Source organism: Glycomyces sp. NPDC047010, assembly GCF_040644205.1.
In the GTDB taxonomy this organism is placed as follows: Bacteria; Actinomycetota; Actinomycetes; order Mycobacteriales; family Micromonosporaceae; genus Glycomyces.
The window spans coordinates 1-21,952 of record NZ_JBEYVY010000011.1 but is presented as its reverse complement, the minus strand read 5'-3'; the positions used below and the strand labels follow the sequence as shown (position 1 = coordinate 21,952).

15 protein-coding genes are annotated in these 21,952 nt (G+C 71.2%); 3 read left to right on the top strand and 12 right to left on the bottom strand.

Annotation, left to right across the window (positions count from 1 at the left end; all coding sequences use genetic code 11):
• Window positions 1–14 precede the first annotated feature (14 nt).
• The 6 genes from hrpA to AB0A65_RS20970 all read right to left on the bottom strand — a co-directional run bounded on the left by hrpA (window position 15) and on the right by AB0A65_RS20970 (window position 9,187).
• The gene (gene hrpA / locus AB0A65_RS20995; protein WP_359953532.1) at window positions 15–3,908 is read right to left on the bottom strand and encodes an ATP-dependent RNA helicase HrpA; all 3,894 of its coding nucleotides are present in this window, start codon (window positions 3,906–3,908) and stop codon (window positions 15–17) included.
• 61 nt (window positions 3,909–3,969) lie between these two features.
• Window positions 3,970–4,476 carry a hypothetical protein gene (locus tag AB0A65_RS20990; RefSeq protein WP_359953530.1) on the bottom strand — a complete coding sequence of 169 codons (507 nt, stop codon included), beginning with the start codon at window positions 4,474–4,476 and terminating at the stop codon, window positions 3,970–3,972.
• A gap of 112 nt (window positions 4,477–4,588) precedes the next feature.
• Window positions 4,589–6,181, bottom strand: a complete 1,593-nt coding sequence (locus tag AB0A65_RS20985) for an ATP-binding cassette domain-containing protein (protein ID WP_359953528.1) — start codon at window positions 6,179–6,181, stop codon at window positions 4,589–4,591.
• Between the two features lie 336 nt (window positions 6,182–6,517).
• Entirely contained in the window at window positions 6,518–7,330 is an 813-nt protein-coding gene (locus tag AB0A65_RS20980) for a lytic polysaccharide monooxygenase (RefSeq protein ID WP_359953526.1), read from the bottom strand.
• Between the two features lie 217 nt (window positions 7,331–7,547).
• Window positions 7,548–7,658 (bottom strand): methionine/alanine import family NSS transporter small subunit, encoded by a 111-nt coding sequence (locus AB0A65_RS20975; protein WP_359953525.1) that lies wholly within the window; start codon window positions 7,656–7,658, stop codon window positions 7,548–7,550.
• Complete coding sequence (locus AB0A65_RS20970) at window positions 7,655–9,187, bottom strand: sodium-dependent transporter (protein ID WP_359953523.1); 1,533 nt, start codon at window positions 9,185–9,187, stop codon at window positions 7,655–7,657. Before AB0A65_RS20970 ends, AB0A65_RS20975 begins: the two co-directional genes overlap by 4 nt.
• Before the next feature lie 262 nt (window positions 9,188–9,449).
• On the opposite strand from AB0A65_RS20970, the gene AB0A65_RS20965 reads away from it, so the two are divergent.
• Together AB0A65_RS20965 and AB0A65_RS20960 are read left to right on the top strand one after the other, a co-directional pair.
• On the top strand, window positions 9,450–11,666 hold the full coding sequence (locus tag AB0A65_RS20965) for an ATP-binding domain-containing protein (protein ID WP_359953521.1): 2,217 nt from the start codon (window positions 9,450–9,452) through the stop codon (window positions 11,664–11,666).
• A 47-nt stretch (window positions 11,667–11,713) separates the two neighbouring features.
• A complete protein-coding gene (locus AB0A65_RS20960) occupies window positions 11,714–13,513 on the top strand; it encodes a PASTA domain-containing protein (protein ID WP_359953519.1) in 1,800 nt (599 codons plus the stop codon).
• A gap of 53 nt (window positions 13,514–13,566) precedes the next feature.
• Here AB0A65_RS20960 and pyrE read toward each other — a convergent pair whose 3' ends face one another.
• The 6 genes from pyrE to AB0A65_RS20930 form a co-directional block, all read right to left on the bottom strand.
• On the bottom strand, window positions 13,567–14,100 hold the full coding sequence (gene pyrE, locus AB0A65_RS20955) for an orotate phosphoribosyltransferase (protein ID WP_359953517.1): 534 nt from the start codon (window positions 14,098–14,100) through the stop codon (window positions 13,567–13,569).
• Between the two features lie 26 nt (window positions 14,101–14,126).
• Window positions 14,127–15,005, bottom strand: a complete 879-nt coding sequence (locus AB0A65_RS20950; RefSeq protein WP_359953515.1) for a phytanoyl-CoA dioxygenase family protein — start codon at window positions 15,003–15,005, stop codon at window positions 14,127–14,129.
• Between the two features lie 221 nt (window positions 15,006–15,226).
• Window positions 15,227–16,861 (bottom strand): protein kinase, encoded by a 1,635-nt coding sequence (locus AB0A65_RS20945; protein ID WP_359953514.1) that lies wholly within the window; start codon window positions 16,859–16,861, stop codon window positions 15,227–15,229.
• Between the two features lie 120 nt (window positions 16,862–16,981).
• Window positions 16,982–17,404, bottom strand: a complete 423-nt coding sequence (locus tag AB0A65_RS20940; protein WP_359953512.1) for a hypothetical protein — start codon at window positions 17,402–17,404, stop codon at window positions 16,982–16,984.
• A gap of 123 nt (window positions 17,405–17,527) precedes the next feature.
• Complete coding sequence (locus AB0A65_RS20935; protein WP_359953510.1) at window positions 17,528–17,995, bottom strand: ribose-5-phosphate isomerase; 468 nt, start codon at window positions 17,993–17,995, stop codon at window positions 17,528–17,530.
• An 11-nt stretch (window positions 17,996–18,006) separates the two neighbouring features.
• Window positions 18,007–19,212, bottom strand: coding sequence for a DUF1015 family protein (locus AB0A65_RS20930; protein ID WP_359953508.1), 1,206 nt, complete (start codon window positions 19,210–19,212; stop codon window positions 18,007–18,009).
• A gap of 104 nt (window positions 19,213–19,316) precedes the next feature.
• On the opposite strand from AB0A65_RS20930, the gene pepN reads away from it, so the two are divergent.
• Complete coding sequence (pepN, locus tag AB0A65_RS20925; protein ID WP_359953506.1) at window positions 19,317–21,854, top strand: aminopeptidase N; 2,538 nt, start codon at window positions 19,317–19,319, stop codon at window positions 21,852–21,854.
• Window positions 21,855–21,952 lie beyond the last annotated feature (98 nt).

The following is a 21,952-nucleotide window of genomic DNA, read 5'->3' as shown; positions in this document are numbered from 1 at the left end:
CCGTCCGTCACCCGTCAGAGCGACTGGAGGAGCTTCCTGACGCGCTTCTCGGAGACCTGGTAGCGGGTGCCGAGCTGCTGCGCGAAGAAGGAGATGCGGAGTTCTTCGAGCATCCAGCGGACTTCCCGGCCCTCGCCGGTGCGCAGGGCGGCCGGGCGGGTGCGGGCGAGGGCGTCGCGTTCGGCTTCGAGGGAGTGGATGACGTCCATCTTCCCCTTGTCGCCGTTGACGTCCGCGACGACGCGCTTGGCGCGGTAGGCGATGCCCTTGACGTACCGGAGGACGTCGTCCAGGCGCCACCAGCCGGTCGCGCCGACGAACCCGTCGGCGCCGGTGAGCGTTTCGAGCTGGCGGCGCATGTCGCTCATCGCGGCGAGCATCGTGAAGTCGAACTTGCCTTCGAGGAGGCGCGCGGCGGTGCGGGTCTCGGTGAGGATCGCGGCGGCCTTGCGGGCCACGGCCGGGGACTCCCCCGCGACCTCGGGGCGGGCGCGCTTGAGGAGCGCCTCGAACCCGGCCTTGTCCCAGGCGGGGCCGCCGCCTTCGATGAGGACCTTGTCGAGGACGGTGCGCACGCAGTCGGACAGGAGCGCGTCGACGTTCGCGTACGGGCCCGTGGCGAGCGCGAGCTGCTCGTTGCGGGTGAGGGCCTCTTTCAGGCGCGGGTCGGGGCAGTTCAGGCGCAGGAGGCGTCGGGTCCCGGCCCACATGTTCGCGGCCTGCGAGCCCGGGTCGGGGAACGCCTTGATCCCGACGGTGGGCCCCTCGTCGGTGAGCGCGGGGTACGCCTTCGCGGTGTAGCCCTTGCGCGGGGTCTCGTGGAGCTTCGGGAGCGCCTCGAAGTCCCAGGCCGTGAGGCCGGTGCGTTCGAGGTCGAACGCCTCCGCGGCCGCTTCCTGGGTCTTGGGGGCGAGCTGGCGCTGGAGGGCGCCGAGCTCCTTGCCCTCGGCGAGGACCGCCCCTTCTTCGTCCTTGACCTGGAACGTCATGAGCAGGTGCCCGGGGACCTTCGTCAGGTCGAAGGCGTCCTCGGGGACGTGGACGTTCGTCATCGACTTGAGGGTGTCGGCGAGGGAGGCCGTCATGGGGCGGCCGGGGGCCGGGGCCATGCGGGCGACCGCGGCGCGGGCGAAGTCGGGGGCCGGGACGAAGCTGCGGCGCAGGGACTTCGGGAGGCTCTTGATGAGCGCCTCGGCGAACTCGATGCGCAGGCCCGGGACCTGCCAGGTGAACGCGTCCTGGTCGAGCTGCTGGAGCGCCGGGAGCGGGACGGCGACGGTGACGCCGTCGCGGGCCGAACCGGGCTCGAACTCGTAGTCCAGTTCGAGGTCGGCGCCCTCGGAGGTCCACATCTCGGGGTAGGAGTCGGCGGCCACGGCCTCGGCGCGGTCGCCCAGGAGCAGCGCCTCGTCGAAGTCGAGGACCGCCTTGTCCTGCTGCTTCTTCCACCACGTGTCGAAGTGGCGGCCGGAGACGACGTCGGCGGGGACGCGCTCGTCGTAGAAGTCGAAGAGGGTCTGCTCGTCGGCGAGGAGGCCCCGCTGCCGGACCCGGCTCTCCAACTCCTCGACCTCGGTGATCTTCGCGAGGTTGCGGGCCAGGAACCGGTGGTGGGTCTCCCACTCGCCCTGGACGAGCGCGTGCCGGATGAACAGCTCGCGGCTCGTCTCCGGGTCGATCCGCCCGAAGTTGACCTTGCGGCGGGCCACGATCGGGACGCCGTACAGGGTGACCCGCTCGAAGGCCATGACCGCGCCGGAGCGCTTGGACCAGTGCGGCTCGGAGTAGGTGCGCTTGACGAGGTGCTGGGCGATCGGCTCGACCCACTCGGGCTCGATCTTGGCGCACACGCGGCCCCACAGGCGGCTGGTCTCCACCAGCTCCCCGGCGACGACCCAGCGCGGCTGCTTCTTCGCCAGGCCCGAGCCGGGGAAGATCGCGAACTTCGCGTTCCGCCCGCCCAGGTACTCGCGGGTGTCGGCCTCCTTGACGCCGATGTGCGACAGGAGCCCGGCCAGCAGCGCCGTGTGGACGCGCTTGGGGTCGGCGGTCACCTCGGGCGCCTCGACCGGGATCTTCAGGCTCTTGAGGACGCCGAGGATCTGCCGCACCAGGTCCTGCCACTCGCGGATGCGCAAGTAGTGCAGGTACTCCTGCTTGCACATGCGGCGGAACGAGCTCGACGAGCGGGTGGTCCGCTCGTCCTCCAGGTACCGCCACAGGTTGAGGAACGCCGAGAAGTCCGAGTCCGGGTCGTTGAACCGGGCGTGCGACTGGTCGGCCTGCGCCCGCTTGTCCGCCGGGCGCTCCTTCGGGTCCTGGATGGACATCGCGGCGGTGATGACCGCGACCGACCGGACGCAGCCCTCCTCGCGGGCCTGGAGGATCATCCGCGCCAGGCGCGGGTCGATCGGCAGGCGCGCGATGTCGCGCCCGGCCTTCGTCAGGCGCCGCTCCCCCGCCCGCACGTCCTCCAGGGCTCCCAGTTCCACCAGGAGGTCCATGCCGTCCTTGATGTTCCGCGAGTCGGGGGCGTCGACGAACGGGAACGTCTCGACGCGGCCGAGCTTCGCCGCGGTCATCTGGAGGATGACGGACGCGAGGTTCGTGCGCAGGATCTCCGCGTCCGTGAACTCCGGGCGCGCGTTGAAGTCCTCTTCGGAGTACAGGCGGATGCAGATACCCTCGGCGACGCGGCCGCAGCGCCCGGCGCGCTGGTTGGCGCTGGCCTGGCTGATCGCCTCGATGGGGAGGCGCTGGACCTTCGTGCGGGCAGAGTAGCGGGAGATGCGCGCGTACCCGGCGTCCACGACGTACCGGATGCCCGGCACCGTCAACGAGGTCTCGGCGACGTTGGTGGACAGGATGATCCGGCGGCCGGTGTGGGACCGGAAGACCCGGTGCTGCTCCTCCGCGGAGAGGCGCGCGTACAGCGGGACGACCTCGGTGTGGCGGAGCTTGGCCTTCTCCAGTGCGTCCGCGGTGTCGCGGATCTCCTGCTCGCCGGAGAGGAACACGAGGATGTCGCCGTCCCCGACCCGGCCGAGTTCGTTGACGGCGTCGAGGATCCCGTCGATCTGGTCGCGGTCCTCGTCGCCCTCCTCGTCGCGCAGGGGCCGGTAGCGGACCTCCACGGGGTAGGTGCGGCCGGAGACTTCGAGGATCGGCGCGGGCTTCGCCTCAGTGCCGAAGTGCTTCGCGAAGCGCTCGGGGTCGATGGTCGCGGAGGTGACGACGACCTTCAGGTCCGGGCGCTTGGGGAGGATCTGCTTGAGGCAGCCCAGGATGAAGTCGATGTTGAGGCTGCGCTCGTGGGCCTCGTCGATGATGATCGTGTCGTAGGCGCTCAGGAGCCGGTCGTGCTGGATCTCGGTGAGCAGGATGCCGTCGGTCATGAGCTTGACGTAGCTCTTGTCCGACACCTGGTCGGTGAAGCGGACCTTCCAGCCCACGGCCTCCCCGAGCGGGGACCCCAGCTCCTCGGCGATGCGCTCGGCGACCGCGCGGGCCGCGATGCGCCTCGGCTGCGTGTGGCCGATCATGCCGCGCACGCCGCGGCCCAGTTCGAGGCAGATCTTCGGGATCTGCGTGGTCTTGCCCGAGCCGGTCTCGCCCGCGATGATGACGACCTGGTGGTCGCGGATCGCTTCGAGGATGTCGTCCTTGCGCTGCGCGACGGGCAGCTCTTCGGGGTAGACGATCTTCGGGACGCCGGCCGCGCGGGCCGCCAGCGCGGCCTCCCTGGACTCGACGTCGGCTTCGAGGCGCGCGAACGCGTCGGTGCGGGCCTGCCCGTCGAGGTCGCGGGCCTCCCTCAGTCGCCGCCGGAGGGCGCGCTGATCGGCCGTGCGCAGCGCGGAGACGCGCTCGTGCAGGCTGGGACGGGATTTCGGGACGCTGCTGGGCATGACGATAGGCAAGGATACTTGGGCGCCCGGGCCGGGCGCCATGCATTAACCGCGGGTGTGCTCACTCGGCCTTGAGGTCGCCGCAGAGGACGCGGTTGGAGTCGGCGCCCTCGTCGGTGGCGAGGTCGTCGGGGGCGTGGACGACGATGCTCTTCGCGCGGTCGTCGGGGACCAGGTCCGTGGAGTCGGTGGCCGCGGCCGTGCCGGTCCCGTCGGTGGTGAACGACAGCTCGATGATGTTCCCCGTCGCGTCCTCACCGTCGGGGTCGGCGAGCCAGTGGCCGCCGCCGGGCGGGTCCTCGTCGCAGGCGCCGTCGTGGACGTGCGCCATGTACGCGGTGTCGGGGTGCAGGCCCGCGACCGCCAGGTGGACCGAGGTGCTGCCCGTGGAGGAGACGTCGGCGGTGCCGGTGGCCTGCGGGTCGAGGTCGGCCCAGGCGGCGGTCGGTTCGAGCGCGGCGGTCCAGGTGCCGCCCGGGGCGTCGGCGACGTCCTCGGCGCCCCCGCAGCCGGACAGTGCCGCGGCGGCGAGCAGGGCGGTCAGGGCGGTGGCTGCGCGGGACGGCATGGGCGCTCCTTCATCGGTCGGCCCGACCAGTATCGGGCCGCACGGGCGCCGCGGCCGGGATTCCGCGGCCGTGTCGGCCCGACCGGACCGCGAGGTCCGGCCGGGCCCGGGTTCAGGCGGCCACGGGCACGTCCTCGACGATGCCCTCGCCACGCACCAGCCCGACCCGGCGGGTCAGGCCGATCCCGTCGAGGAACGCCTCGTCGTGGCTGACCACGACCAGCGCGCCCTCGAACGCGGTGAGCGCCTGCTGGAGCTGGCGGGTCGAGGACATGTCGAGGTTGTTCGTCGGCTCGTCGAGCAGCAGCAGCTGCGGCGCGGGCTGCGAGGACAGCACCGTCGCCAGGGCCGCGCGCAGCCGCTGGCCGCCCGAGAGCGTGCCGACCTTCTGGAACACGGAGTCGCCGCGCATCCCGAAGCGCGCCAGGCGGGTCCGCAGGAGCGCCTGCGGGGCCTCGGGCGCCGCGGAGCGCACGTTGTCGAGCACTGTGGCGTCCTCGTCGAGCAGTTCCAGGCGCTGCGTGAGGAACCCGTGCGGGACCCGCGCGGCCTCGGCGACCGCCCGCAGCAGCGTGGTCTTGCCCGACCCGTTGTCGCCGGTCACGGCGACCCGCTCGGGCCCGCGCAGGTGCAGGCCCACGCCCTCGCCGTAGATGTCGGCGACCTTGAGTCCCTCCACGAGCGCGATCTCCCGGTGGGAGGACACGTTCGTCTCGGGCAGGTCGACGCTGATGGCGCCGTCGTCGCGCACGGCCTCCTCGGCGGCGTCGAGGCGCTCGCGGGCCTCGGCGACGTCCTCCTGCTTGGACAGCAGGATCTTCGCCGACGAGACCTCACCGGCGTTCTTCTTGCCGTTGAGGAGGATCTTCGGCGTGCCGCCGCGGTCGCGCTCGCGCTTCCACGCGGACGCGCCCTTGTCGTTCTGGATGCGGGTCGCGACCAGCTCCTTGCGCTGCCTCGTCAAGTCCTGCTTGGCGTCGCGCACGGCGCGGGCCGCGGCCTCCTGCTCGGCGGCCACGACCGCCTCGTAGGCGCTGTAGTTGCCGTCGAAGACGCGGATGCGTCCCCTGTAGAGCTCGGCGACGGCGTCCACGTGCTCCAGCAGGGCCCGGTCGTGGCTGACGACCACGAGCGTGCCGCCGAAGCGGCGGATCGCCTGGTACAGGCGGTGCCGGGCGGAGGCGTCGAGGTTGTTCGACGGCTCGTCGAGCAGGAGCACGTCCGGGCGGCGCACGAGCCGCCCGGCCAGGCCCACGAGCATCGACTCCCCGCCGGACAGGGTCGCGACGGTCCGCTCGAACCCGACGTGGTCGAGGCCGAGCTCGTCGAGCGCGACCCGCGAGCGGTCGAGGAAGTCCCAGTCGTCGCCGATCACGGCGAAGTGCTCCTCGCCCGTGTCGCCCGCCTCGATCGCGAGGAGCGCGCGGCGCTTATCGGCGATGCCGAGCAGGTCGGCGACGGTGTCGCCCAGGCGAAGCGGGAGCTCCTGCGGCAGGTACTCGATGAGCCCCGACGCGGTGATCGTCCCGGACTCCTGCTTGAGGAGCCCGGCGACGAGGCGCATGAGCGTGGACTTGCCGGTGCCGTTGTCGCCGACGAGGGCGGTGCGGCCGTCGGAGAACACGACGTCGACGCCGTCGAAGACGCGGTCGCCGTCCGGCCAGGCGAAGCGCAGCTGCTGGACGTTGATATAGGTGTTGGCCATGGAGACCTCTCTCAGGTGCGTTGTGGAACGGGATCACATGAGAGACATCGCGCCAGAGTGGCGGAAAAGGGAACTGTCCCGGAAATGGGCACCCTCTCGATCGAAGACACACCGTGCACGTGCGCAGAGACGTGGCGGCGCGATGTCTACGACCTAGAGCTTCAAGTGGGTGCCTAACGTCGGGAACAAGGACCGGACAACCGTATCCGCAGCTGCGAAGGGTGTCAAGGGAGACGCGCGCCACGGGCCGCCTGACACTCCCCAGATTTACGGCTCGCAAGCTTCGCCGAGGCCGGGGTGGATCAGGCGGCCCGTGGACTTGTGTGCGGAGGTTGGCTAACAGGTGGAGGTCTGCCTCCAGACCCCCCATTCGCCGGTGGTGCCGGGCTCCTCGCCCTGCGTCCACCAGGACGCGCGGTAGGCGGTCCCGTTGTGGGTCACCTCGTCGCCGCCGTTGTACACCGAGCCGGTGGCCCATGCGGGGGCGTCGCAGCCGTCCCCGGTGCCGGGGTCGGTCGTGGTCGGCGGGTCGGACGGGTCGCCGCCCGATCCGCCGCCCCCGAAGTCCACGTCAATGCACGAGTAGAAGGCGTTCACGGTGTCCGCGATGTTCCAGACCGCGAGGACCAGGTGCTGGCCGGTGCGGGACGGGAGCGTCACGGTCTGCGTCATGGTGTGGTCGGGTTGCGCCCCGCCCATGTTGAACGAGGCGATCGGGGTGAGCCCGAGGTCGGCGCGGGTGAGCGGCTGCGCCGGGTCGTAGTTCGCGTTGGTGATGTAGTAGTCGAACGTGGCGGTGGAGTGGCGCGCGGTCATGGTCCACGTGAAGGTCCTCGGACCGGCGTTCACCGAGGTCGTGGGCCAGTTGCCGCCGCGCGGGTCGTCGAGCTGCGCGAACTGCCCGTTCCCGCCAGAGCAGATCGAGCCGTCCGCGGGGCCGGCCGCCGGGAAGCCCTTGGGGCCCTCGACGCTCTGGGGTTCGTACTGGATGTTCCCGCAGTTGGTGACCTCGCCGCTGGCGCACAGCGCCGAACGGGACGGCGGGTCGGAGGTGTAGCCGTGGCCCCATGCGAGGGCCGCCATTGACACCGACACCGCGAGGGTCGCGGCTCCGGCGATGGACAGGATGATCTTGCGCGACTTGCGCATCGTCGTCTCCTATCGGGGGTTGGGTTCAGCGATTCTCTTCAATGTCGTAACCCGATCTAGCTGGGACGACACGAATTAAAAAGTAACCTAACAGTTTGTGGCAAGGCACACAAGGGGATCGGGCGCGGTTTTTCCGGCTTTTCGGGGGATTGCAGCGCAATTGCACGGAACGACGGCGGCCGCGCACGTTCCGTGCGCGGCCGTCATTCGCGGCTGATCAGTCCTCTTCGGACTCCGGATTGCGGATCAGCGTGATCGCGGAGGCGACCAGGCCCCCGCCGACCACGAGGATCGAGATGACCAGCATGGTGATCGCACCGGCGCTCATCGGGCGGCCTCCTCGGCGTCGCGGGCTTCCTCTTCGGTCATGAACGGCGGGGTCTCCTTGCGGCGCAGCAGGAGCGCCATGATCAGGGCGAACGCGAGCGAGCCGCCCGCCACGGCCCAGCCGAACGCCTGGTACTCGTGGTACGCGGCGTTCGCGCTGTCGGGCCCGGCGGTCACCAGGTCGCGGACGTTGAGGAACAGGATGATCGTCAGCGCCAGCGGGGTGACCACCCCGAGGCAGGTGACCCAGATCGGGCCGACCTTGAACACGGAGGTCGCGTTCGCGTTGTCGCGCAGCTCCTTCCACTTCCACAGCACCCACACCACGGCGATGATGCTCGCGGGCGCGGCCACGGCGATGCCGTAGTTGTTGATGAAGTAGTCGGTGACGTCGAGGAGCATGAGCCCGTTGACCGTCGGGAACAGCGCGACCGAGACGAGGGCCATGCCGCCGCCCACGATCGCCGCGGACTTCCGGCGGCTCCAGCCGAAGCGGTCCTCGACCGCCGCCACCGGGACCTCCACCACGGAGATGAGCGAGGCGAACCCGGCGACCACCAGCGACAGGAAGAACAGGACCCCGAACAGGCCCGCGAGGTACGGCAGGGTGTTGATGATCGCGGGGAACGCGATGAACGCCAGGCCCACGCCCTGGTAGGACTGCTCGTCGATCGGCACGCCGGTCTCGAACGCGAGGAAGCCGAGCACCGCGAACACCGCGATGCCCGCGAGGATCTCGCCGAACGAGTTCGACATGCCCACGGTCCACGCCGAGGTCGTGATGTCGGACTTGCGCTTCAGGTAGGAGCCGTAGGTGACCATGATGCCGAAGCCCACCGACAGCGTGAAGAAGATCTGGCTGTAGGCCGCGAGCCACACCTGCGGGCCGCGGATCGCGTCCCAGTCGGGGGTGAAGAACGCGTTCAGGCCGTCGACCGCGCCGTCGAGCGTGAGCGACTGGACCACGAGGGCGCCGAACAGGAGGATCAGCAGCGGGATGAAGACCTTGCTGGTGGCCTCGATGCCCTTCTTGACGCCCGCGCCGATCACCGCGAGGGTCGCGACCCACACGAGCGCCAGCGCGATGCCGAGGCCCGGGAGCCAGGTCCCGAAGTCGTACAGGTCCCCGGCCTGGAGGAACTCGGCCATGAGGAAGGTCTCGGGGTCCTCGCCCCACTGCTGCCCGATCGAGAAGTAGGCGAACCACGCGGCCCACGAGATGATCACCGCGTAGTAGACGCCGATGACGATCGCGATGGCGACCTGCCACCAGCCGAGGAACTCGGCGTTGCGGTGGATGCGGCGGAAGGCGACCGGGGCGGAGCCGCGGTAGCGGCGCCCGATCGTGAACTCCAGGATGAGGAGGGGGATGCCCGCGGTGCACAGCGCCACGAGGTAGGGCACGAGGAAGGCGCCGCCGCCGTTCTCGTACGCGACGCCGGGGAAGCGCCAGATGTTCCCGAGCCCGAGGGCCGAGCCGACGGCGGCCAGGATGAACCCGACCCGGCTCCCCCATTGCTCTCTTGCCATAGTCCGTATCTCTCCAGTCACGCCAAGGGGCACTCAAAACGGCCTATACCGTAACCAATCCTCGGATCCGGGACGGGGCCGGTGCCCGAGGCGTGATCAGGGGCCTTGCCGCGGAAGGAGACGGAGCGGCCCCGGCGGCGGTAAGGTTGACCGGTTCCACCGCGATCGGCACGGCGCAGTCGGCGAGCCGTCCATCGGCGGTGAGCGACCTCAGCGCACCGTCTGCGCCCCCAATCAGTCCGCTCCGTCTCCGAGGAGAGCCGTGTCCGCTGCCATCACTCCGGCCGTCAAGGCCGAGCAGACCCGCCTTGACGGGCTGTACGCCCGGGTCGACCGCCTCCGCGACGAGGCCGCCGAGCGCCTCGGGGAGGCCGGGCGCAGGCACGTGGAGAACGACCAGGAGCGCTCGCAGCGCGACGCCGAGACGCTGCTGTACCGGCGGCGGATCGCGCTGCTCGACGCGGTCGAGGAGGGCCTGTGCTTCGGGCGGCTCGACTACATCGACGCGGCCGAGGCCCCGATGTACCTGGGGCGCATCGGCATCCACGCCGAGGGCGGGGAGCCGCTGCTCGTGGACTGGCGCAGCGAGGCGGGCCGCCGGTTCTACCTGGCGACCGCGGCGTCCCCGGCGGGCGTGCGGCGCCGCCGCCACCTGCACACCAAGGGGCGGCGGATCAGGTCGGTGAACGACGAGGTCCTGGACCTCGACGCGGCCGTGGACTCGGATTCGACGATCGGGTCGGAGGGCGCGCTGCTGGCGGCCCTGGACGCGGCCCGCACGGGCGCGATGCAGGACATCGTGGCGACGATCCAGGCCGAGCAGGACCGGATCATCCGCGCGCCCCTGGAGGGCGTCATGATCGTGGACGGCGCCCCGGGCACCGGGAAGACCGCCGTCGCGCTGCACCGGGCCGCCTATCTGCTGTACGAGCACCGCGAGCGGCTGAAGCGCCAGGGCGTGCTCATCATCGGCCCGGGGAAGCAGTTCCTGCGGTACATCTCCGACGTGCTCCCGGGCCTGGCCGAGACCGACGTGCTGCTGCGCACGCCCGCGCAGCTGTTCCCCGGGATCCTCGCGGACCGGCCCGAGACGGACGCGGTCGCCGCGGTGAAGGGCCGCGCGGTCATGGCCGGGGTCATCGCCAGCGCGGTCGCGGACCGGCAGGTCGTGCCGCGCGAGCCGCTGCCGGTGGACTTCGAGGGGCACGAGCTGTGGCTGCGGCCCGAGAAGATCACGTCGGCGCGGGACGCGGCCCGGGAGACGGGCCTGTCGCACAACGAGGCGCGCGAGACGTTCCACAAGCGGGTCATCGCGGACCTGGCGACGCAGTACGCGGACATCATCGGTGAGGACCCGCTCGGCGGGGAGAACCTGCTGGGGCTGGCCGACCGGGCGCAGTTCGCGGTGGAGATCGCCTCCGATGCGGTGATCCGCGGGCAGATCGAGGAATTGTGGCCGGAGCTGACGGCCGAGGAGCTGCTGGAGGACCTGTTCGCGTCGCGCGAGCGCATCGCGTCGGCGGCGGCGGTGCTGAAGAAGGAGTCCCGCGCGCTGCTGTACCGGCGGCCCGGCGGGTGGAGCGAAGCGGATGTGGCGCTGCTGGACGAGGCCGCGGAGCACCTGGGCGACGTGGCGCGGGCGCAGCGGGCGAGCGGGCCGAGCGCGGAGCAGATCGCGTACGCGCAGGACGTGTTGACGATCGCGGCCGGTTCGGCCTCGTTCGACTTCGAGGACGAGGAGTCGGAGCTGCTCCAGGCGACGGACGTCATCGACGAGTTCTGGCTCGGGGAGCGGCAGGTCGACGAGCGGTTCGTGTCGGTCGCGGAGCGGGCGGCGGCGGACCGGCGGTGGATCTTCGGGCACGTGATCGTGGACGAGGCGCAGGAGCTGTCGCCGATGGAGTGGCGGGCGCTCATGCGCCGGTGCGTGACGCGCTCGTTCACGGTGGCCGGGGACCTCGCGCAGGCGGCGGGCCCGGTGGCGCCGTCGAGCTGGGGCGAGGTGTTCGGGGACTGGGACCTGGACTGGCGGGCCGAGCAGCTGACGGTGTCGTACCGCACGCCGAAGGAGATCATGAACGTCGCGGTGCGGGTGCTCGACGCGATCGGCGTCGACGCGGCGCGGCCGCGTTCGGTGCGCGGGTCGGGGCACGAGCCGTGGCTTGAGGTCGCCGGCGAGGACGTGGACCGGGTCGTGGAGGAGCAGGTCGCGGCCGAGAAGGCGCTCGTCGGGGACGGGAGCGTCGCGGTGGTGGCGACCGCGGAGCGGGCCGCGGGCCTGGCGGGGATCGCGGACGCGGCGGTGCTGACGGTGAAGCAGGCCAAGGGACTTGAGTTCGACTCGGTGATCGTGGTGGACCCGGATGCGATCGCGGCGACGGGGCTGCGGAACCTGTACGTGGCGTTGACGAGGGCCACGAAGCGCCTCGGCGTTGTGGCACCGGACAAACCGGTGTTCCCCGGCTCGGAGGTCCTGTAGGGGAAGCCGCAAGCTCATACACTGTCACCAGGTGTAGGAGGTGCGGGTTGACAACGAGGACCGGGGACCTGACCGGTGCGCTCGTCGACGGGCGCTACCGGCTGAAGCGGCTGATCGCCCAGGGCGGCATGGCGGACGTGTACGAGGCCGAGGACGAGCGGCTGGACCGCACGGTGGCCGTGAAGATGATCACGGCGGGGCGGGCGAGCGGGTTCGACCTGACGGCGTTCACGCACGAGGCGCGCACGATCGCCCGGCTCTCGCACCCGAACGTCGTGGCCGTGTTCGACCAGGGCGTCCATGACGGACTGCCGTACGTGGTCATGGAGTACGTGCCCGGGACCACTTTGCGGGACCTGCTGAACCGGCGGCGGCGACTGCGCATCGACGAGGCCGTGGAGGTCTGCGCGCAGCTCCTCGACGGGCTCCAGGCCGCGCACGACTCGGGGCTGGTCCACCGGGACATCAAGCCCGAGAACATCCTCTTGAAGAACGGCGGCCGCGGCGACCGCGTGAAAGTGGTGGACTTCGGGCTGGCCGAGGCCGTCCACGGGGACCGCGAGACCGGCGGGCCGCTCGTGGCGACCGCCGCGTATGTGGCGCCGGAGCTGGTCGGCGGGAAGCCCGCGACGACCGCGAGCGACGTGTACTCGACGGCGATCGTGCTGTACGAGCTGCTGACCGGGGAGGTCCCGTTCGACGGGCCGGACTCGGGTGCGGTGGCGCGCAGGCACGTCGAGGAGGACGTGCCGTCCCCGCAGTTGAAGGCCCCTGACGTCCCGGAGGGCCTGGCGGAGCTGGTGGTCTCGGCGGCCTCCAGGCGGCCCGGGTCGCGGCCGGTGGACGCGGGCGCGTTCCTGCGGCGGCTCCAGGCCGTGGACCTGCGGCACGTGCCGGGCTCGACCGGGCAGGTGCCGCGCCCGACCCGCGCGGTCCAGACGACGATGGTCGTGGACCACCCGAAGGCGAAGCGGAACTGGAAGGCCCTGGTCACGCTGGGGCTCATCGCGGCGCTGCTCGTGTCCGTCGCGGCGGCGGGGTGGTGGATCGGCATCGGCCGGTACACGTCGACGCCGTCGCTGCTGGACCAGGACCGGGACTCGGTCGAGGCGTACGCCGAGGAGCAGGGCTTCGAGGTGGACCTCGTCGACGGGTACAGCTCGTCGGTGCCCGCGGGCGGCGTCGTCTCGCAGGACCCCGAAGTGGGCGAGCGCATCCGGCAGGGCGCGACGATCACCGTGGTGGTCTCGCTGGGCCCGGAGCGGTACTCGGTGCCGGACCTGTCGGGCGGGAGCGAGGAGGACGCGCGGGCGGCGCTCGCGGCGTTCGACGCCGAGGTCACGGTGGAGCGCGAGTACAGCACCGACGTCGAGAAGGACGCGGTGACGCGCACCGACCCGGCCGCGGGCGAGGAGGTCAAGGCGGGGACGCCGGTGACGGTCTACGTCTCGGACGGGTTCCCGCCGCTGAACGTCCCCGACGTCGTGGGCCTGTCCCAGGCGGACGCGACGGCGGCGCTGGAGGCCGAGGGCCTCGTGGCCGGGGCGGTCACGCAGCGGCACAGCGACTCGATCCCCGAGGGGTCGGTCATCGAGCAGTCCCCGGGCGCCGACGCGCCCGCGGGCCCGGACGACCCGGTGGACCTGGTCGTCAGCTCCGGTCCCGAACCCGTCGAGGTCCCCGACGTGCTCGGCATGGACATCGAGGACGCGAAGGACACCCTGGAAGCGCTCGGGTTCACGGTGAAGACCGCGCAGATCTGGTTCACGGGGACGGTCTTCGACCAGTCCCTGGACCCGGGCACCGAGTCGCCGAAGGGCTCCGAGATCTGGCTCTGGGCCAGGTAGGAGGCACAGCGAAGGGGCCGGGCGCATCAGCGCCCGGCCCCTTCCGCTCAGTCCTACGCCGCTCCGGCGGCCTTCAGCTCCGTCATGGTGAACAGGGCCTTGAGCTCGATCCCGATGTCGGACAGGTTCTTCAGCCCGCCCGATTCGCGGTCGATGACGCAGACGCCCTGCTCCACGACCGCGCCGCGGTCGCGGAGTTCGCCGACCGCGTCCAGAACCGCGCCACCGGAGGTGACAACGTCCTCGACGATGAACAGCCGCTGCCCTTCGACCTCGCCGCCCTCGGCCAGGCGGCACGTGCCGTAGGTCTTGGCCTCCTTGCGCACGAACAGCGCGGGGATGCCGGTGACCTGCGACAGCATCACCGCGATGGGGATGCCGCCGGTCTCCAGGCCCGCGAGCGCGTCCACGCCGTGCGCGGGCACCAGGGGCGCGAGCGCCTCGGCGATGCGCCGCAGCAGGACCGGGTCGGACTCGAACAGGTACTTGTCGAAGTACTCGTTCGCGACCACCCCGGACCGGAGCGTGAACTCGCCGGTCAGGTGCGAGCGGTCGAAGATGTCGCGGGCGAGGTCGGTGTGGGTCATGGGATCAGGCTGCCACGTCGGGGCCGCTACGGGCGCAGCGGCGGGTAGTCCGGGTCGAGGAGGTCACGCTCGGCGAGCCAGTTGTACAGCGGCGTCTCCTTCGGCCAGTGGCCCCAGCCGTGGTCGCCGGTGGCCGCGTGGCCGCCGAGGAGCTGCTGCTGCACCGGGTCGAGGTCGTCCCACCACGACTGCTGCGGGAGGTCCTCGACGAGGTCGCGGGCGCGGATCCAGCGCGGCGTGAACCCGAAGAACGCGACCTTGCGCGTCAGGTCCGAGTAGTTGTCGCTGCGGGCGTGCCAGATGCGGCGGTCGAAGAACATGACGTCGCCGGCGTTGCCGGTGACCTCGATGGCCCCTTCGGGGTCGGGCCACTCCATGTCGCGGCGCGGCGGGCCGTCGATGGTGTTCCACTTGTGCGAGCCCGGGATGATCTTCGTGTTCCCGCGGCCCTCGGCGGACAGGTCCGTGAAGAAGTACGCGAGCTTGACCGACAGGCGCGGGCGCGGGTCGGTCTCGGTCTCGCGGTTCTGGCGGCCGCCGTCCTGGTGCCACTCGAAGCGGAACGGGCGCTTGCCCGCGATGGGCGGGTGCTTGTCCACGTGGGAGTGGTAGACGTGGAAGTTCCATCCGAGGATCGACCACACGTAGTGGAAGGTCCGGGGGTGGTTGAGGAGGAACGCGAGCTCCGGGCAGGAGGTGACGGCGTCGAGGCGGTGCATGGCGCCTTCGGGGCTGAGCCGCCCGGCCTCCCGCTCGACTTCGTAGACCCTGTCGAGGGCGTCCGAGCACCTCTTGATCTCGTCGGCGTCGAGGGCGCCGCGGATCATGAGGTAGCCGTCGCGGTCGAAGGCTTCGCGCTGCTCAGGTGTCAGCGCTTCGGCACCGACCGATGTCACTGCGGTCATCTCAATGCCTTTCCGGTTTCTGGGGGTGTTTCGTCGTCACCTAGACGCGTCGTCCACCCGCATTGGTTGCGCCGCCGAACCTGGAAAAAACAAGGCAAGGATTCGGCGCCGCTCGTTACCGGAAATGGTAGGGCTCATCGCTTCACGAGCGCTGGAGAAATTCTCGATGTTCCATGAGAACTCGAATAAATCCCAAGAATCGTCGCGATTCGGACGATCTATCACTGTCCGAATAGGTCCGTGATCGAGTCGAGCCAGCCGAAGTCGAAGTCGAGCCAGCTCCAGCTGAGTTCGCCGAGGTAGTCGATCCCGACCATGAACAGGAAGATCCCCGCGGCCAGGTGCGCGAGTCGCGCGGACTTGCGTTTGGCGTGGAGCCAGCGGCCCCACAGGATGCCCCCGGCGACGCGGATGAGGAAGAAGACGCCGACGGCGACGGCGAGGACCAGCAGGTAGCCGAGGACCTGGGACTGGAGGGTCTCCAGGCCCGTGGAGATGGTCTTGAGCAGCCACATGATGAGCGAGAACAGGCCGCCGATGGCCGACAGCTCGAAGCCCTTCGCGAGGGACCCGGGCGGGCCGAGCAGCGGGGCCCGGTCCTCCTTGGCGAGGTCCTTCTCCTTGGGCTCCTCGGGGTCGGTGGCGAGGCGCAGCCGCGGCAGCGGGCCGCGGTGCTCCGCGGGCCCGGCGGACCGGCCCGGCGAGTAGGAGCCCTGGTCCGGGACGCGCACGCGGCCCGCGACGGGCGGCTCCTGGCCGTGGCCGCGCGCCCCGGCGTCCATGATGCGGGTGCTGGCGGGCGGCGGGGAGCCGACGACCTGGGTCGGCGGGACGCCCATGGGCCCGTCCATGCGGCGGGTCCGGTCGGCGCCGCCGGGAGCGTCGAGGCGGCGGGTCGCGTCGGCCATGGCAGTGCTGCGGCCCCAGTCGACGCCGAGGTCGGGGATGTTCGAGCGGGACACGACCGAGACGAGCTCGTTGATCCAGCGCGGCAGCTCCTCGGTGCGGGGCCGGTTCTCCGGGTCGTCGTCGAGCGGCGCGGTCAGCAGCTCGCGCAGGCGCGGGTTCGACTCCAGGACGGGGTGGCGGCGCAGCCGCGCCCACGGGACGCTCTGCTCCTGGCCGGGCGAGTCCGTGCGCGCCGTCGCGCCCGTGACGAGGTAGAACGCGATCGACCCGAAGCCGTGCACGTCGTAGGCCGGGCCCACGGTGCCCTGGTGGGCCTCCGGTCCGGCGGTCTCGCGCGTGTACGCGATGGTCGTCAGGTGCGCGGGCGTGTAGTAGCGGGCGCCGGTGAAGTCGATGACCTTCGCGGACCCGTCGGGGCCGATGATCACGTTGGCGGGCTTGAGGTCCATGTGCAGCACCGGGTGCGCGCCGACCGGCGGGTGGTGCATCGCGTTCATGACCTCGACGACCGAGCGGAGCGTGCGCGCGGCGTCGACGCGGCCTAGGCGCTGCGACAGGAGCTGGCGCAGGTCGTGGCCGGGGAGGTATTCGAGGACCTGGAAGGGCATCGGGTCGCCCTGCGGGGGGCGGCCCGACGGGTGCGGGGCGCGCCCGTAGAACGCGTCGATGCGGCGGCAGATCGAGCCGACGTTCCGCGAGTGGAGGTCCATGAGGACGGCGTCGCCCTTGTCCCAGGACCGGAACTGGTGCTCCCGGGTGTCCTGCGGGTTGGGGCGGAAGACCTTCACCGTCAGGGGCGCGGAGGAGATGCCCGCCGACACGCGCACGGCCTGGTACACGTCGGCCTGGCCGCCGGAGCCGAGCATGCCGGTGAGCCGGTAGCTCTGCTCTGACCCCGGGAGGGGGTCGGCCGGGCCGCAGACGAGGTCAACGGTGGCGTTCGACATTGATCGGTCCTTCGCGATTCAGGCTGAGCCCATAGCGTAACGCCCGGAATCCACCCTTCGCGGTCCGCGGAGGCCCGGTTGTTCGCATCATCTCAGCATCGCTTCGGAGGCAACCGTGCGTCAGCGGCCCGCGCCCCAGGGGCTCTCGCCCTGCGGCTGCGAGCCGAAGCCCGCCGCGGGCTGCCCGTAGGAGCTGGCGGGCGCGGCGGGGGCGGCCGCGGGGTTCATCGGCTCGAACACGCCGCCGGGCTTGCCGGGCTGCTGCGGGGCGGCCGGGGCCGGCGCGGCGCGGTCGAAGGAGCCGGAGGACGCGGCCACGGGGGCGGCGGAGCCGCCGCGGGCGAGCGACCACAGCGCGGGCGAGAGCGCCACGGTGAGGACGCCGAATCCGATCGCCCACTGTTCGAGCGGGGAGTCCTCGGCGAAGCCGGTGAAGTCGAGGTCGGCGAGGTGCCAGGCGAGGGAGGCGGCGAGGAACAGCAGCGTCCCGAGCAGGCCGACCACCTGGAGGGTCTGGAGGAGAATGCGGGGGCCTTTAGACATGGATTGACGATACCGACACCCGTCCAATAACTCCAGGTGCGATGTTCCGAATTCTCCTGGTTTTCGGGCAAGCGTGAAGGCCCGGGCCTGAGCCCGGGCCTTCACGTGCGGAACCGTTGCGACTTAAGGGAGTTCGGGCAGCTCGTGCGTGGCCTCCCACGCGGTCAGCATGTCGATGCGGCGCTGGTGGCGCTCGGCGCCCGAGAAGGGCTCGTCCACGAACGCGTCCGCGAACGCGGTGGCCTCTTCGAGCGGGTGCATGCGCCCGCCGATCGCCACGACGTTCGCGTCGTTGTGCTGGCGGCCCAGCTTCGCGGTCTCGACGCTCCAGGCGAGGGACGCGCGGCAGCCGGGGACCTTGTTCGCGGCGATCTGCTCGCCGTTCCCGGAACCGCCGATCACGATGCCGAGGCTGCCGGGGTCGGCGACGACGCGCGAGGCCGCGTGCAGGCAGAACGGCGGGTAGTCGTCCTCCGGGTCGTAGGCGTGCGGGCCGACGTCCACGACCTCGAAGCCGCGGCCGGACAGGTGCTTGACCAGGTGGTCCTTGAGTTCGAGGCCCGCGTGGTCGGAGCCGAGATAGATGCGCACGATGTCAGACCCTAACCCTTCGGGAGCTCGGCGATGGCCAGGCCCGCACGGGCCTTGGGCACGAACCACGTGGACTTGCGCGGCATCTTCAGCCGCTTGAGGTTCACGTCGATGAAGTCCGGGACGGTCACCGGCGCGATGAGGATCGCCAGGTCCGCCTTGCCCGCGTCGACCTGCTCCTTGAGCCACGAGGCCGGGTAGTCGCCGCCGACGTACGTGATGCGCTTGTCCCCCGCGTCCCAGCCGAGGAGCGCGGTGAACACCTCGTTCTCCACGCGCGAGTGGTCGAGCCGGTCGACCACCGAGCCGTCGAGGTCGCCGAAGGACACCTCCCAGGTGCGGCCCTGGCCGTACATGACGACCGTGCCGCCCTCGGCGGGCGTCTCGGGCGGGCCGTCGGTCTCGATGACGCTCGCGCCGATCTGCCCGATCTGCTCGACCAGCTGCGACGCGGAGCCCGGCAGGCCCTTGACGAGGCGGTGGTAGGGCCGGATGACGACCGACTGCGGGGTGGTGATCACCGCGAGGAACCGGTCCAGGCCGCCGACCTGCGCGGCGAGCGAGCGGTGGTTGCCGTCGGCGACGATGAGGTCGCCGTCCCCGGCCAGCGCGGTCAGGGCCTCCCCGGCCTCGCCGCCGACCGCCCAGATCTCGTGCGCGCGGCCGGACTCGTCGGTGTCGGCGGCCACGGGCGCGCCCGCGCCGGCGATGGCGGCCTCGATCGCGGCGTGCAGCTCGTCCCCGCGGGAGGACTGGAGCAGCAGCACCGGGCTGAGGAGGTGGCGCAGGAGCTGGTTGAGCTCGTTGCGCTGCCTGACCTTCTCGATGAAGACGTCCTCGTTGCGGATGACCTTGCCGGGCTCGTCGGCGGAGGACGAGATCTCGGCGGTGTCGACCAGGCAGAACACGCCGTACGCGGTCGGCTCCTCGCCGCCGGAGATGCGGTAGGCCACGGCGACGTCGCCGAACGCGGCGAAGCGCCCGGCGTCCTTGAGCGCGGCGAGGCGCTCCGCGGCCGCGGGCAGCGCGGCCGCGAAGTCGAGGCCCGCGGCCGCGGCCTCGGGCGTGTGCGCGGGCATCTCGACGCCCAGCATGGATGCGGGGTTCGCCTCGATGATCCGCGTGATCTCGGTTTCGTCGGGGAACTCGTCGTAGTTCTTCGCGCCCGTGCCTCCGGTGGAGAGCCAGGCCAGGTCGATCGGGTGTGCAGCAGTCACGCCAGAAGCGTAATCGGTCGCGGTTCGATCACCATGGCCGCCGACCGGACTCCGGGAATGTGACACACTTCTTTCATATCCGAACCCAAGACGCTGGAGGCATCGTGCCGTCGACGCACATTCTCACCAGAGACGAGGCCGAGCGGCGTGCAGCGCTGCTCTCGGTCGACTCCTACACCGTGGAGCTCGACCTCACCGGGCACGAGCGGGGCGACACCTTCGGCTCGCGGACCGCGGTGGTCTTCTCGTGCACCGAGCCGGGGGCCGAGACGTTCATCGAGATCGCCGCGGAGCGGATCGAGGACGCGTTCCTGAACGGGGAGCCGGTGGACACCACCGGGTTCGACCCGAAGGCGGGCCTGCGGATCACCGGCCTGGCCGCGGAGAACGAGCTGATCGTGAACGCGGTCTGCGCGTACTCGACCGACGGGCAGGGCCTGCACCGGATGACCGACCCGGTCGACAAGGAGACGTACCTCTACTCGCAGTTCGAGGTCGCCGACGCGCAGCGCGTGTACGCGTGCTTCGACCAGCCGGACCTGAAGGCGTCCTTCACGTTCCAGGTGCGCACCCCGCAGCACTGGACCGTGATCTCCAACATGCCCGCCGCCTCCGAGACCGAGATCGAGGCGATCCAGACCAAGGTCACGCTGTTCGAGACCTCGGTGCGGATGAGCCCGTACATCACCGCGATCTGCGCGGGCCCGTACTTCGGCGTCCACGAGGTCCACGACGGCATCGACATGGGCCTGTACTGCCGCCAGTCCATGAAGGACTACCTGGACCCCGAAGGGGTCTTCGAGGTGACGCGGCAGGGCTTCGACCACTTCCACGCCAACTTCGGGGTGCGGTACCCGCTGCCGAAGTACGACCAGGTGTTCGCGCCCGAGTACAACTTCGGCGCGATGGAGAACTTCGGCTGCATCACGATCGCCGAGGCGTCGTTCCTGTTCCGCTCGCAGGTCACCGACTTCGAGCTGGAGCAGCGCGCGAACGTCATCCTCCACGAGATGGCGCACATGTGGTTCGGCGACCTCGTGACCATGCGCTGGTGGGACGACCTGTGGCTCAACGAGTCCTTCGCCGAGTGGGCCTCCCACTGGGCGAACGTGGAGGCCACGCGGTTCGACGGGGCGTGGACGACGTTCCTGTCGGCGCGCAAGAACTGGGGCTACGGCGCCGACCAGCAGCCGACCACGCACCCGGTGTACACCGCCGCGGGCGACACCGAGGAGATCCAGGCGAACTTCGACGGGATCACCTACTCCAAGGGCGCCTCGATCCTCAAGCAGCTCGTCGCCTACGTCGGCATCGACCCGTTCCTGGCGGGCCTGCGCGCGTACTTCTCGAAGCACCAGTTCAAGAACGCGGTGTTCGCGGACCTGCTCGGCGAGCTGGAGGCCGCCAGCGGCAAGGAGCTCAAGGACTTCGCCGACACGTGGCTGCGCACGGCCGGGGTCTCGACCCTGCGCCCCGCGGTCGCCGTTGACGGCGACGGGAACTACACGAAGGTGACCGTGCTCCAGGAGGTGCCCGCGGAGCACCCGACGCACCGCACGCACCGGATCGCGATCGGCCTCTACGACCTCGACGGCGACGCGCTCGTGCGCCGCGACCGGATCGAAGTGGACGTCACGGGTGCGGCCACCGAGGTCCCGGCGCTGACGGGCGTGAAGCAGCCGGACCTGCTGCTGCTCAACGACGACGACCTCACCTACGCGAAGCTGCGCCTGGACGAGCGGTCCCTGGCGACCGCCGTCGCGCACACCTCGGCGCTGCCGGACTCCCTGGCGCGGGCGCTGATCTGGGCCGCGGCCTGGGACATGCTCCGCGACGCCGAGCTGACCGCGACGCAGTTCGTGGCGCTGGGCACCGGGAGCCTGACCGCCGAGGACGACATCAACATCGTCACCGTCGCGCAGCGGCAGGTCGCCGCCTCGCTCGCCTACGCGGCCCCCGCGCACCGCGCCGAACTGCGCGAGCAGTGGGCGCAGGCCGCCAAGGCCGCCATGGACGCCGCAGCGCCGGGCTCGGGCCCGCAGCGGTCCTGGGCGAAGGCGTACGCGTCGGCGTCCCGCTCCGAGGCCGACCTGGCCCGCGTCGCCGGATGGCTCGAAGGCGCCGACGTGCCCGAGGGCCTCGCGGTGGACGCGGACCTGCGCTGGGCGCTCCTGACGGTGCTCGTCGCGACGGGCACGCTCGCCGAGGACGCCATCGACGCCGAGCTGGACCGGGACTCGACCGCGGACGGCAAGCGCCTGTCGTTCATCGCCCGCGCCGTCGTCCCGACGCCTGAGGCCAAGCAGCGCGCCTGGGAGCGGATCACCGACCCGTCGACCGAGAACTACGTGCGCCGCTCCTCGATGCTCGGGTTCTCCACGCTCGACCAGGCCGACCTGGTCCGCCCGTACCTGCGCCCGTACCTGGACGCGGTGCCGGAGCTGTGGGAGAAGCTCGGCGCGCAGCAGGCCGTGGAGTACTCGAAGTACGCGTTCCCGTCGAGCCTGATCGACGAGGAGACCCTCGCGGTCCTCGACGCGTGGCTCGCCGAGGACCGGCCGGCCCCGATCCGCCGCGGCGTCGCCGAAGGCCGCGCCGACACCGCCCGGGCCCTCAGGGGCCAGGCGCTCGACGCGCAATAGCGAGTCCGCTCGGGGCTCCGGGACCGGCCTGGCCGGTCGCGCGGGCCAGCTCGCGGTTCACCTCCTGGGGCCTATCTCGCTTTGGCGGCGGGGGGCCG

Excerpts from the sequence above, each read along its gene's own strand:
- AB0A65_RS20985 (WP_359953528.1), bottom strand. The coding sequence starts at position 6,181 with ATGGCCAACACCTATATCAACGTCCAGCAGCTGCGCTTCGCCTGGCCG.
- AB0A65_RS20980 (WP_359953526.1), bottom strand. The coding sequence starts at position 7,330 with ATGCGCAAGTCGCGCAAGATCATCCTGTCCATCGCCGGAGCCGCGACC.
- hrpA (WP_359953532.1), bottom strand. The coding sequence starts at position 3,908 with ATGCCCAGCAGCGTCCCGAAATCCCGTCCCAGCCTGCACGAGCGCGTC.
- AB0A65_RS20990 (WP_359953530.1), bottom strand. The coding sequence starts at position 4,476 with ATGCCGTCCCGCGCAGCCACCGCCCTGACCGCCCTGCTCGCCGCCGCG.
- AB0A65_RS20940 (WP_359953512.1), bottom strand. The coding sequence starts at position 17,404 with ATGTCTAAAGGCCCCCGCATTCTCCTCCAGACCCTCCAGGTGGTCGGC.
- AB0A65_RS20945 (WP_359953514.1), bottom strand. The coding sequence starts at position 16,861 with ATGTCGAACGCCACCGTTGACCTCGTCTGCGGCCCGGCCGACCCCCTC.
- AB0A65_RS20975 (WP_359953525.1), bottom strand. The coding sequence starts at position 7,658 with ATGAGCGCCGGTGCGATCACCATGCTGGTCATCTCGATCCTCGTGGTC.
- AB0A65_RS20970 (WP_359953523.1), bottom strand. The coding sequence starts at position 9,187 with ATGGCAAGAGAGCAATGGGGGAGCCGGGTCGGGTTCATCCTGGCCGCC.
- AB0A65_RS20950 (WP_359953515.1), bottom strand. The coding sequence starts at position 15,005 with ATGACCGCAGTGACATCGGTCGGTGCCGAAGCGCTGACACCTGAGCAG.
- pyrE (WP_359953517.1), bottom strand. The coding sequence starts at position 14,100 with ATGACCCACACCGACCTCGCCCGCGACATCTTCGACCGCTCGCACCTG.